Genomic DNA, 12,047 nt, shown 5'->3' on the forward strand with positions numbered 1-12,047 from the left:
TTAATGGTTTTCGCTATCATAACAAGATTTTGCTTTATTTGCTTTGTCTGGCTCATCCAACCACACCGCACCGTTAGCCTCTTTGGCAACGATGTCATCAGGGTTGTAGATAGGGCATGATTTCATCGACAAACAGCCACAGCCAATGCAACCATCGACATAGTCTCTTAAACGTTGCATGTAAGCGATTTTTTCGTCCAGCTTTGCTTGCCAGGCTGTAGAAAGTTTGGCCCAGTCCGCTTTGGTTGGTGTTCTTGAGTCTGGCAGAGTATCAAGCGTTTCCTTTATCTCCCCTAGGGTTATCCCCATTTTTTGACCAGCTTTAATAATGGCAATACGGCGCAACACATCCTTTTTATAACGGCGCTGATTACCGTTATTACGCCAACTGCGAATAAGCCCTTTGTTCTCATAGAAATGTAGTGCGGATACCGCAACGTCAGCTCTTTGAGCAACTTTACCGACACTGAGGTTTGGTTCGTCTCGTAATAATTTTTCAGTTTTCATAAATTAATGCTTTACCTTAACTTAAGGTGAGGTTTTAAGGTAGCACCCAATTTATTATTAGTGCAACTGGAATTGAAGATTATGAAAACAGTCGTTATTTACTCAAGCTCAAACCCCAATGGAAATACCTACCAATCTGCAAAGGCACTAGCAGAAGAAAAAAGAGCTGAACTCATCTATTTAGACCGTTATAAAATTGGTGAGTATTGCTACAAACACTCTCACAGTGATGATGACTTTGTTAACCTATTTAGATGGGTACTCGGTTTTGAGCACATCATTTTTGCATCCCCCGTTTATTGGTATGCAGTAACACCCAGAATGAAGGCATTTATCGACAGAATAACCGACTTTATGGACATCGAAGCGCTAAAACCAGAATTAAGAACATTGCGCGAAAAGCAGTTTTCGATTTTATCAACCTCATGCCAAGAGAAAGCACCGGCACCATTTACTGAGATGCTGGTGGGGACCTTTGAGTATTTGGGTATGAAATTACAAGAGCAGCGTCATGTTCATTACCCTTATGCTGATTAACTGCGGTGGATTTTGTTAGGTGGGGTTGTGTGACGATGGCTTTAAAGATCGCTGCGTAAAGCAGCTCCTACTCCGAAGTAAAACCAGTCTGTTAGGAGGCGGTTTACCCGCCGAGCAGTTTGTGACTTGTGACTGGTGTGTATTTAGAGGAGGGTGAGGGCTTTTACAGATCGCTGCGTAAAGCAGCTTCTACTTCGGAGTAAATCCAGCCTGGTAGGAGGCGGTTTACCCGCCGAGCAGTTTGTGACTGGTGTTTATTTAGAGGAGGGTGAGGGCTTTTACAGATCGCCGCGTAAAGCGGCTTATATGGACTCCTCCAATTGTACAAGCCACTTTTAGCATTATTGGTGTGATTGCGTGCTTATATCCGGGCTCTTGATGAGGTGCTACCTCGGCCTCTTTGATGTATTCGCGCCCTTGTGCCTTATCTCCTACGCGGTATTTGTATACACCTGCGCTTTAACAGGCTCTCAAGGGTGGGTCTCACCCCTTAATGCTCTATCTTGGCTTGTTCAATACTGGGGGTAATCTCAGTATGCTTTTTGCTTTCTTTTTCTGTTTATCTTGATTTGTTCTTCTGTTACTCAGTGCTATGCCGCTAAGATTTTTGGCTCGTATGTTGAACCGTTTTTAAGTAAGGCATAGGCAGTTCTAACCGTTTTGTTGGTCAATGCAATGGCAACACATTTCACGCTTTTCTTGGCGAGTAGGTTTTTTATCCAGCGTTCTTTCTCTGTGGTCGCTTCTTTATGTTTTAGCCTGCTGACTACCGTTCTTGCACCGAGAAACAGGTTTTTCCTTAATGTATTGCCTCGTCTTTTGGGGATATGACCTATCTTGGCTTTTCCGCCTGATGAGTGCTGGGTCGGTGTAACACCTGCACATGCGGCCGCTCCTCTGGCATCACTAAATTGTGAAGTATTGCCTAAAAAGGATAGCAGCTCTATCGCGATAATTGGGCCAACGCCTTCTAATGCCATTAAACGCTGGCAACTGTCATTTTGCTTGGTTATCGCTTCAACTTGTTTATGTAGCTGTGCTTTAGCGTCGCATTGTGTTTTATATAGGTCATAACTCACCGCGAGTGCTTGTTTTAATGCGATGGGGAGCGCATTTTCAGCATCTTCTAAAATATCTGGAACGACTTGTGTTAACGCAGCATCGCCTTGATTAATGACAATACCAAACTCTAATAGCAAGCCACGTATTTGATTTGAAAGCTGAGTCTTTTGTTTATCTATTAAGGCTCTCGCTTGACTCAATGATTGTAACGTTTGCTCTTCAACCGTCATGATTTTACAGGGCTTCACGTTGTATGCTTGGCTTGCACTGGCAATGGCGAGGACATCGTTTGCATCGGTTTTTTGGCCTTGCCTAAACGCTTTTACGAACTTAGGGGGAAGCAACATGACGTCGTGCCCCAGTGACAGTGCTTTGCGAGCGATATGCTGGGCGCTACCACAAGCTTCCATCACGACCTTTGAACCCTCGGTTTTTGCTAGCAACTCAAGCATAGGTTCGCGTTTCATTGGCTTATTAAACTTGAGTTTATTGCCTTTCAGCTGTGCCACCTGGAAAATGTTTTTTGCCAAGTCGATAGCAATTAAATTAGACTGTGTCATGTATGGACTCCTTATTTGGTAAAAGTGTTTTGCAATATCTTTATACCGTACTCTCCCGATAAGGGGGAGGAGTCCATACATCTCCTACTTCGGAGTAAATCCAGCCTGGTAGGAGGCGGTTTACCCGCCGAGCAGTTTGTGACTGGCGCGTATCTAGACTCAGCAGATAGTTTTTCGGTTTGGATATTTCATCACGATGGTTGTGATGTAAAGAAAGTATCAAATTCAATGGCAGAGTGGTTGAAGCGCGCTAAGACTGCTTAACTTTGGGGTAAACTGACCGTACAACTACCAGCGGTTGAGCGGGGCACTAATTCAACTAACTCCCCCTTGCCCCCATCATTTCTCAGCGGAAGTACGCGCTTTCGCGTATGCGAACACAGGTGTAAGTTCACACCTTAAATTCATTTACCATTTGTGAGAGTCGTTGCGACATTTCGCTCAACTGCTGGCTCGATGTTTTGGTGTGTTCAGCGCCAAGGGCGGTTTGGTTTGCCACGGTTGCGATACCACTGATGTTGTCAGTCATGTCATTGAGATCTTCGGACTGTTTTTCACTCCAGATGGCGATATTAACGTTTATATCATGCACGGTTGCGATGGAGAGGTTGATTTGCTCTAGCGCTTGTTTACATTCTTGGCTCACTTTGAGGCTTTGTTCGGAGGCTGCACGGCAGCTTTCCATTTCTTCAACGGTTGTGGCGACGCCATTATGCAGTTTATCGATGATCGCTTGAATATCATCGGTGGACTGTTGCGTACGGTGAGCCAGCGTTCTTACCTCATCGGCCACCACTGCAAAACCGCGACCTTGTTCTCCCGCTCTTGCAGCCTCGATGGCCGCATTTAATGCTAATAAATTAGTTTGATCTGCCACTTTTTTAATGACATCAAGTACTGCACCGATCTCCGTTGATGAGCGTTGTAGTTCGAGCACGGCTTGTTGCGCTGAGTCGACGCTGTGAGAGGCATGCGCTATGACCGCCACGTTTTCGTCTACATGTGCCAGCCCTAGGGTCGTCAGTGTGGTTGTCTCTGTTACTTTATCGAGTGCGCGCTTTGATTCATTGTTGACAGAGTGTGCTACTTGATTAAGCGACTGCATTCGGTTTTGCACCGATTCCGTTTCACTGTTTTGCTGACCAATACCCGTTTGGATCTGCTCAGTAATACAGGATAATTCCTCGGCTTGAGAGGCCAAAGAATGGGTATTTTCGTTGATATCGTGAAGTACATCACGAAAATGCGCGTTCATTTTATTAAATGCGATAGCCATTTGGGCAAGTTCGTCTTTGCCGTGGCTTTTCAGTGAAATGGTGAGGTCTTTTTGCGCTGAAATGAGTCCCATAGTGCGGGTGAGTTTATCCAGCGGTTTAGTAATATTTTTACTGATCAAGCTAGAGAGGAAAATAAGTAATATCGCGTAGCCGAGCGTTTCAGCGCTCATCAACATGAGTCGGTCATAAAACTGTTCTTCAACGTCTTGAAGGTAAATGCCTGTGCCGATTGCCCAGTTATATTGCCCTAAGTTAACAATATAAGAAAGCTTGCTCTCAAGCTCCTTTGTACCTGGCTTTGGCCATTGATATTGGGCAAAGCCTTGTTGTTTTTGATTAGCAATGACAACAAACTGGCTAAATGCCTCGCGAATAAAGCGTTCATGATGGTTAGTCATTGAGGTGCCGTTGAGTAATGGCTTAATGGGATGCGTTACCATGTTCCCGTTTAAGTCAAATAAGAAGAAGTAGCCAGCGTCACCATAGCGTGCGGCATCAATGAGCTTTTTTATTTTCTCTTGTCTTTGTTGTGGGGTGAGTGAGGCCTCGGTGGCAACCATGTTGATCTGTGCAACTGTGGTTTCCATTAGGTTTTTTGCATTAATGCGTCTTTCGTGCGTTAAGCTGTCTCGTAAAACGAGTGCTGATGAGAGTTGTACAAGGGCAATGAACACGACAGACAAAAGCAGACTAAGTCTGAGTTTATTGGGCACTTTCATCAAACCTAGGAGTTTATTCAGCTGCTTCATGAGATCCTCTAGTAGCAATGGATTAGTTGAAATGACAGCGATGTCAGTTGGCGAGGATCATACTTAGAACGAACCAAAAATAAATAGCATGAACACAGGGTGAATAAGGCATTCAGCCGTGCATATGGCTATCTAGTTGATAGTTAATAAAAATGTTAACATTTACGTTTTGTAAATGATTGTGAATGAGAACTATTGCTAATAAATGCGTCTAAGGATTTTGTCTTAGGGAAGGACGGAGGTTGAGGATAGATTAAGAAAATTTGATATAGATCATTGCAGATATCGCTTGAATCGAATAGCGACTTTGTTATACTCGCTGCGAATTTTCAGTTTAGACTGAAAGTTCTGAACTAATCAATTCTATCAAGATAAAAACATCAGGATAATCTGTGCCACTGTTAAGCTATGTTCGACATACTGCTACTACTGACGACACAACCTATCAAGGTTGTGCGATGACGCGTGCGCAGTTATTCGGTCGTATTTTCAGTGTGCTAAGCGCGTTGATGATGTTTAACACGGCATTATTATTCACTGGCATGCTAGGTGATGTAGCTGAATTAGAAGCACTTTTTTCAGATAATTCACTATCTGATTCTGTGTTGGTGATGCTCGGAGAGTTTTGGGCTCAGCCTATCTTGTCATTGCAATTATTGATAGGCCTTTATTGGTTAGTTTTCCATACTATTTTGCCTACACGCGTAGGCGTTGTCCTGCGTAAAACGGCATTCGCCTCTACTGAGGCTATTCAACCTCAACCGGTGCCTAGCGCACATGGTTGTCGTGCTCCTCCTTTTGGGTACCGCTGTCTGTTTGCGTAATCGCAATATTTGAGCCAGTGCGTTTAATACCAATTTGTCTTAATACTTGTTCAATTTTTAGGAGTAATCCTGACGCTAACTGCATTAAAAATTTCTTATTTAGAACAATTAAATAACAAATTTTTTGCCTGGTTATCGACAAGATTTTTTCGCCTCAAAATAGACCACTTAATTAAGCAGATAGGAATAATTTGCACCTTGTGGATCAGCAGTCAGCAATTCAGTTTCAATTGCATTAATTGGCTACTTACAGTCCTTTTAGGGCGAATTGTAAGTTTAGCAAATGTGATTGTCCGTTTACTGTATCGATTATTTGGTAAATGGTTAGTGACTGGTATCAAAGGAGCGTTTCCCTTCACTAATGTATTTTCCCTGATGGATACAGTGCAATTCGAACTTGTGCAGCATAGCTTGCACAAATAGATACTCAGCGTGCTTAACAAATAAGCCGCAGCTTATCGTTGAAGGGTAATCAATTGAATAAACGTAGTGTTGTGAATTATGCGTTCGCTTCATTGGGGCTTATGCTCACCGGCTGTAGTGGTGGCATTTTAGATCCCAAGGGGCAAATTGGCATGGATGAGAAGTCCTTGATCATCATTGCCACTGTACTGATGTTACTCGTTGTAGTACCAGTTATTATTCTTACCTTATATTTTGCGTGGAAGTACCGAGACGGTCGAGACCACGAGATCTATGCACCTAAATGGGCTCACTCTAACAAAATAGAAGCCGTGGTTTGGACCATTCCGATTGTGATTATTATTGTACTTGGGGTGATCACTTGGCGCTCTACACAATCACTGGATCCGTACAAGCCGTTGGAGGGTAAGGGTGAACACCTCACTGTTCAGGTGGTATCGCTAAACTGGAAGTGGTTATTTATCTATCCAGAGCAAGGCATTGCTACAGTGAATGAGCTGGTGTTTCCAGCGAATGTACCAGTGGAGTACAAAATCACTTCCGAAAGCACCATGAACTCTTTCTTTATTCCGCAGCTTGGTAGCCAAATTTACTCGATGGCCGGAATGGAAACACAGCTTCACCTGATTGCCAACGAGCCGGGGACGTTCAAAGGCTTTTCTGCTAACTACAGTGGAGCGGGCTTTACGGGTATGAAGTTCGATGCCATTGCGACCAAAGATAAAGCAAGTTTTGATAACTGGGTTGCCGATGTCAAAGCAAACGGCGAAGCCTTAACCGCACGTCGTTACACGCAACTGGCTGAGCCTTCGGAATATCACCCCGTTGAATATTTTGGCTCGGTAGAGCAGGGCTTATTCCACACCATAGTTATGAAGTACATGCAGGGCCATGGCGAAATGAGTTACTACGCCAAACCAGAGCATGCTGCGCATCCACATCACGGCAAGGCTGAGGAGTAATTATGTCGTTGTTTGGTAAATTATCCATTGAGGCAATCCCCTATCACGAACCCATCATTATGGTGACGTTAGCTGTGGTGGCGATTGTTGGTCTAATTGTGGCGGCAATGGTCACAAAGCACAAAAAATGGGGCGTGCTGTGGCACGATTGGATCACTTCAATCGATCATAAACGCCTAGGCGTGATGTACATTATCTTGGCATTAATTATGTTAATGCGTGGTTTTGCCGACGCCATCATGATGCGTACACAGTTGGCGATGGCCACAAGCGGCGCAGCCGGTTACTTACCTCCTGAGCACTATGACCAAATCTTCACCGCGCACGGGGTGATCATGATCATCTTTATGGCGATGCCATTTATGATAGGTTTGATGAATATCATCTTGCCACTGCAAATTGGTGCTAGAGATGTTGCCTTTCCGTTTTTGAATAACCTCAGTTTTTGGTTGACGGCGGGCGGGGCAATTCTGATCAATTTATCCTTGGCATTTGGTGAGTTTGCAAAAACCGGTTGGGTGGCGTATCCGCCATTGTCTGAGTTGTCGTTTAGTCCGGGTGTTGGGGTGGATTACTATATTTGGGCACTGCAAATATCCGGACTTGGGACATTGCTCACCGCCGTGAATTTCTTGGTAACCGTATTTAAGATGCGTGCACCTGGCATGACGCTAATGAAAATGCCTATTTTTACTTGGACTTGTACTTGGGCAAATATCCTAGTTGCGGCGTCTTTCCCAATTCTTACTGCGGTGCTAGCGATGCTAACGCTTGACCGTTATATGGATTTCCACTTCTTCACCAATGAAGCCGGTGGTAATGCCATGATGTATATCAATCTGTTCTGGGCATGGGGTCACCCTGAAGTTTATATTTTGATTTTGCCTGCGTTTGGGATTTTCTCAGAAATTATTTCAACCTTTACAGGCAAACGCCTGTTTGGCTATAAGTCGATGGTGTATGCCAGCGGTGCGATTTCTATTTTGGGCTTTATTGTTTGGCTACATCACTTCTTTACTATGGGTTCAAGCGCCAATGTTAATGCTTTCTTTGGGGTCATGACGATGGTCATTGCGGTCCCGACGGGAGTAAAACTCTTCAACTGGTTATTTACCATGTATCGCGGTCGTTTGCGGATCACGGTGCCGGTCCTTTGGACGTTAGGGTTTATGGTGACCTTTACCGTAGGTGGGATGACCGGCGTACTGCTTGCAATTCCTGGCGCGGACTATGTGCTGCACAACAGTCTTTTTCTTATCGCACACTTTCATAACACCATTATCGGTGGGGCGGTGTTTGGTTATCTAGCGGGTTTTGCTTACTGGTTCCCTAAAGTAATGGGTTACAAGCTTGATGAGCGTTGGGGTAAAGCCTCATTCTGGTGCTGGCTGGTTGGCTTTTTTGTGGCCTTTATGCCGCTTTATGTGCTTGGCTTCTTAGGCATGACACGTCGCCTTAATCATACCAACACGCCAGAGTGGAACATTTGGCTATACATCGCGTGTATTGGTGCCTTTATCATTATGTTTGGGATAGTTTTCCAAGTGGTACAGCTAGTGGTGAGCTACAAAAACCGCGAGCAATTGCAAGACACTACCGGCGATCCGTGGAACGGGCATACGCTGGAATGGTCTACGGACTCTCCACCGCAGTACTACAACTTCGCGAAAACCCCTGTAGTTGACGACATTGACGCTTGGACGGAAATGAAAGAGCAGGGACAGGCATACCAAAAGCCTGCACAGTATCAACCTATTCACATGCCAAAAAATACCCCGGCTGGAGTGCTTATCAGCGCGTCATTGACCGTGTTTTGCTTTGCCATGATTTGGCATATTTGGTGGTTAGCGGCGGTTGGTTTTGTCAGTGCTATCGCGGTATTTATTAAGCGTTGTTACACCCGAGACGTTGATTATTATGTTCAGGTTGACGAGATTGAGCAGATTGAGTCTGCCCACCTTTCTCGCGCATTACAGGAGGGTTAATTCATGAGTGCAATTACTCCCGCTACGCTGCATGCATTAGAAGATGCTCACGAGCATGCAGATCATGACACAGGTTCAAATACCGTATTCGGTTTTTGGCTATATCTGATGACGGACTGTTTGTTGTTTGCTTCTTTCTTTGCCACTTATGCCGTGTTGTACATGAACACGGCAGGTGGCGTGTCTGGCAAAGACATATTCGAGCTGGGCTTTGTTGCGGTTGAAACCGCGGCCCTACTGTTAAGTAGTATTACCTTTGGGTTTGCCATGATAGCGGCAAACAAACAGAAAAAGTCGCAAACCTTATCTTGGCTTGCGGTGACATTTGCCTTTGGTGCGGTGTTTATTGGTATGGAAGTATATGAATTCCATCACTTAATAGTACATGGTCATGGACCACAGCATAGTGCTTTTCTGACTTCTTTCTTCTCATTGGTAGGTCTGCACGGCATGCACGTGACGGCAGGCTTGATTTGGATGACTGTGATGATGATTGAAGTGACACGTCGTGGTCTTAAGCCACAAACGGTAACGCGTTTGAGCTGCTTAAGCTTGTTCTGGCACTTTTTAGATATCGTGTGGATCTGTGTATTTACCGTTGTTTATTTAATGGGGGCAATGTAATGAGCCATAGTGAATCTCAAGCGTTAGCACAGATGGATGTTCACGAGCATGAACACGACAGCCACGGTAGTGTGAAGTCGTATCTAATTGGTTTTGTGCTATCCGTTATTTTGACAGCCATTCCTTTTGCTGCCGTGATGAGTGGCGGCTTGTCATCTAGCACGACATTTTGGACGTTAGTGACAACGGCGTTAGTGCAAATTTGGGTGCACCTGAAGTACTTTTTACACCTGAATTTTGTGACGGAAGAAGGCAAGGCAAGCACGCTTTCCTTTATCTTTAGTGCGTTGATTATTGTGATGGTAGTGGGGCTGTCGGTCTGGATCATCTACGAATCGAACGCCATGATGATGTATTAACAGGAGAGTAGTCATGCTGCGTCGTTATTTTCAGGTGACAAAACCTGGGATCATTATGGGAAACTTGATTTCAGTCGCAGGAGGCTTTTTATTGGCCTCTCGAGGTGAAGTTGATTGGCTGCTATTTGCCTTGACTCTACTGGGGCTATCTTTAGTCGTTGCGTCAGGTTGTGTAGTTAACAATGTCATCGACAGGGATATCGATGCGGCAATGGCTCGCACTAAAACTCGTGTGACAGTAACTGGGGAAATTTCCTCAGCTGCTGCACTGTCACATAGTCTGGTACTCGGATTATCTGGCTTTGGGCTCTTAGCCTATTTCACCAATTGGATTGCGCTGAGTTTTGCCGCATTTGGGTTTTTTATTTATGTCGGTGTTTACAGCTTATACATGAAACGAAACTCAGTGTATGGCACGGTGGTTGGTAGCCTGTCTGGGGCAGTGCCTCCTGTGGTTGGTTACTGCGCAGTAAGCGGGGTGTTTGACTCTGGCGCTGCCATTTTATTATTGATGTTTTGTCTTTGGCAAATGCCGCACTCTTATGCCATTGCGATTTTCCGTTTTGAAGATTACCGGGCCGCGAATATTCCGGTGTTGCCAGTCGCGCAAGGTGTTGAAAAGGCCAAGCATCATATTGTTTTGTATATCGCCATTTATGCACTCGTGGTGATGTTACTGCCGCTTAGCGGTTATACCGGCATAGCATTTATGGCGGTGGCCTGTACAACCAGTTTTTGGTGGTTATTGATGGCGCTAAAAGGATACCAAAGAGACTTAGATTTACATGGTTGGGCGAGGCAAGTATTTGCATTCTCAATAGTCAATATCACAGTTCTAAGTATTGCGATGGCGATTGATAATCACAGCACAGTTTCTGCGATGCTGTACTGATCGCAGATTATCCCAAAGTAACTAAAATCCAAAGGCCCGATGGGCCTTTTTTCGTTCTTATTTTATTTGTCTTACATCGCTTGCTTTTTACCCGTTTTATCTCCATATCCAGCTTATTGAATAGGTGAGAACATAATAATGGATATAGGGATCACAGAGGTATTGTTGTTATTTACGGCGATTTTTATCGCGTCCTTTTTACTTTTTAAGGTCGTGCTGTGGGCCAAAAAAATGCCAAAAGGCGCCTATCTATTTTTGGCTTTAATGCCGCTCATTTCTCTTTTTCCTATTCCACCACCCGTTTTTAAAAATGTCGCGAAAGCCAAACAAGAACAACGTAAAAAAGCACCTAAATCAGAACCATAATCACACAGGAAAATAGCTTAATGTCAGCTTCGATATTTATTGTTAACCTTACTTATGTTACCGAAATTGAACAGGTAGAGCCGCTGCTCGCCCCTCACATTGCGTTTTTAGATCGCTTCTATGGCAATGGTACTTTTATCGCCTCTGGCAGAAAAATCCCACGAACTGGTGGAGTTATTTTGGCAAAGGCGAGTAGTGAAGCTGAGCTACTTGATATTGTTCGTCAAGATCCCTTTTATGTCGCCGAAGTGGCTCGGTATGACATTATCGAGTTTGTGCCAAGCAAGTTTTCATCTTGCTTTACAGAGGTGGAGAAATACCTTAATTCTTGAGTGCCCGCTTGGCCACGTCCGTATCGTGACAGGTATAGGCCGTTGAAATAATCCCTTCGCTCAATAGAAACAGGCGCTCGACAGCGGCATCGTCGTTGAGCGATTGTTTAAGTAACGCTTTTACCGCAAGTTTGTGCCGCTGGCATAGTTGATTAATTGGATTGGTGAGCTCACCAAATTCTGCCGCCGTGTTGATAAAGTAACAACCACGGAAATCGCCCAGCACCTCCACTTTATTATTAATCCACTGATCTAGCGCTAAAAACAGCTGCTTTTCGAGCAGTTCATTCGTTTGAGCATTTTCAAGGCAACGAGATAACCAAGACATAAATAGGTGATGCCGCTGTTCAAGTGTTGCAAGCACCAGCGCCTCTTTACTCTCAAAATGGTTGTACAGGGTTTTTTTAGCAATGCCAGATGATTTTAATACTTCGTTTATGCCAATGGCATGAATGCCATGTTGATAGAATAGTGCCATTGCGCAATCGATCAGTTGTTGTCTTTTTGTACTCATCAGTCAGCCATGTTTATTACCGTGATTATAGGTTGACAGAAGTAGACCAACTTGTCTACTATTTGTGTGGTAGA

The 12,047-nt window shown here is 44.4% G+C and carries 13 protein-coding genes; 9 read left to right on the top strand and 4 right to left on the bottom strand.

Features of this window, described 5'->3' with window-relative positions; all coding sequences use genetic code 11:
- Positions 1-507: a redox-sensitive transcriptional activator SoxR gene (soxR, locus tag JJQ94_RS11990; RefSeq protein WP_010375466.1), complete on the bottom strand. Its 507-nt coding sequence runs from the start codon at positions 505-507 to the stop codon at positions 1-3.
- Between the two features lie 81 nt (positions 508-588).
- Here soxR and JJQ94_RS11995 point away from each other — a divergent pair, with 81 nt between their 5' ends.
- Positions 589-1,044: a flavodoxin family protein gene (locus tag JJQ94_RS11995; RefSeq protein WP_010375468.1), complete on the top strand. Its 456-nt coding sequence runs from the start codon at positions 589-591 to the stop codon at positions 1,042-1,044.
- A gap of 590 nt (positions 1,045-1,634) precedes the next feature.
- Here JJQ94_RS11995 and JJQ94_RS12000 read toward each other — a convergent pair.
- Together JJQ94_RS12000 and JJQ94_RS12005 are read right to left on the bottom strand one after the other, a co-directional pair.
- Positions 1,635-2,666: an IS110 family transposase gene (locus tag JJQ94_RS12000; RefSeq protein WP_201435459.1), complete on the bottom strand. Its 1,032-nt coding sequence runs from the start codon at positions 2,664-2,666 to the stop codon at positions 1,635-1,637.
- A gap of 391 nt (positions 2,667-3,057) precedes the next feature.
- Positions 3,058-4,692 (bottom strand): methyl-accepting chemotaxis protein, encoded by a 1,635-nt coding sequence (locus JJQ94_RS12005; protein WP_099031473.1) that lies wholly within the window; start codon positions 4,690-4,692, stop codon positions 3,058-3,060.
- A gap of 392 nt (positions 4,693-5,084) precedes the next feature.
- Between JJQ94_RS12005 and JJQ94_RS12010 the strand changes: the two genes are divergently transcribed.
- The 8 genes from JJQ94_RS12010 (at position 5,085) to JJQ94_RS12045 (ending at position 11,459) form a co-directional block, all read left to right on the top strand.
- Positions 5,085-5,516, top strand: coding sequence for a hypothetical protein (locus tag JJQ94_RS12010; protein WP_099031472.1), 432 nt, complete (start codon positions 5,085-5,087; stop codon positions 5,514-5,516).
- Between the two features lie 524 nt (positions 5,517-6,040).
- Positions 6,041-6,901: a ubiquinol oxidase subunit II gene (gene cyoA / locus JJQ94_RS12015; protein ID WP_442960339.1), complete on the top strand. Its 861-nt coding sequence runs from the start codon at positions 6,041-6,043 to the stop codon at positions 6,899-6,901.
- A gap of 2 nt (positions 6,902-6,903) precedes the next feature.
- On the top strand, positions 6,904-8,886 hold the full coding sequence (gene cyoB / locus JJQ94_RS12020) for a cytochrome o ubiquinol oxidase subunit I (RefSeq protein ID WP_099031470.1): 1,983 nt from the start codon (positions 6,904-6,906) through the stop codon (positions 8,884-8,886).
- 3 nt (positions 8,887-8,889) lie between these two features.
- Positions 8,890-9,510: a cytochrome o ubiquinol oxidase subunit III gene (gene cyoC / locus JJQ94_RS12025; RefSeq protein WP_010606488.1), complete on the top strand. Its 621-nt coding sequence runs from the start codon at positions 8,890-8,892 to the stop codon at positions 9,508-9,510.
- Positions 9,510-9,869 (top strand): cytochrome o ubiquinol oxidase subunit IV, encoded by a 360-nt coding sequence (gene cyoD, locus JJQ94_RS12030; RefSeq protein ID WP_045989092.1) that lies wholly within the window; start codon positions 9,510-9,512, stop codon positions 9,867-9,869. The genes cyoC and cyoD overlap by 1 nt, the downstream gene beginning before the upstream one ends.
- A gap of 13 nt (positions 9,870-9,882) precedes the next feature.
- Positions 9,883-10,761 carry a heme o synthase gene (gene cyoE, locus JJQ94_RS12035; RefSeq protein WP_099031469.1) on the top strand — a complete coding sequence of 293 codons (879 nt, stop codon included), beginning with the start codon at positions 9,883-9,885 and terminating at the stop codon, positions 10,759-10,761.
- A 138-nt stretch (positions 10,762-10,899) separates the two neighbouring features.
- Entirely contained in the window at positions 10,900-11,127 is a 228-nt protein-coding gene (locus JJQ94_RS12040; RefSeq protein WP_017218863.1) for a hypothetical protein, read from the top strand.
- 20 nt (positions 11,128-11,147) lie between these two features.
- Complete coding sequence (locus tag JJQ94_RS12045; RefSeq protein WP_099031468.1) at positions 11,148-11,459, top strand: YciI family protein; 312 nt, start codon at positions 11,148-11,150, stop codon at positions 11,457-11,459.
- On the opposite strand, the gene JJQ94_RS12050 is transcribed toward JJQ94_RS12045, so the two are convergent.
- Positions 11,449-11,973 (bottom strand): TetR/AcrR family transcriptional regulator, encoded by a 525-nt coding sequence (locus JJQ94_RS12050; RefSeq protein ID WP_099031467.1) that lies wholly within the window; start codon positions 11,971-11,973, stop codon positions 11,449-11,451. The two genes, JJQ94_RS12045 and JJQ94_RS12050, sit on opposite strands and share 11 nt — an antisense overlap.
- Positions 11,974-12,047 lie beyond the last annotated feature (74 nt).

Source organism: Pseudoalteromonas sp. GCY (assembly GCF_016695175.1).
Lineage (GTDB): Bacteria > Pseudomonadota > Gammaproteobacteria > Enterobacterales > Alteromonadaceae > Pseudoalteromonas.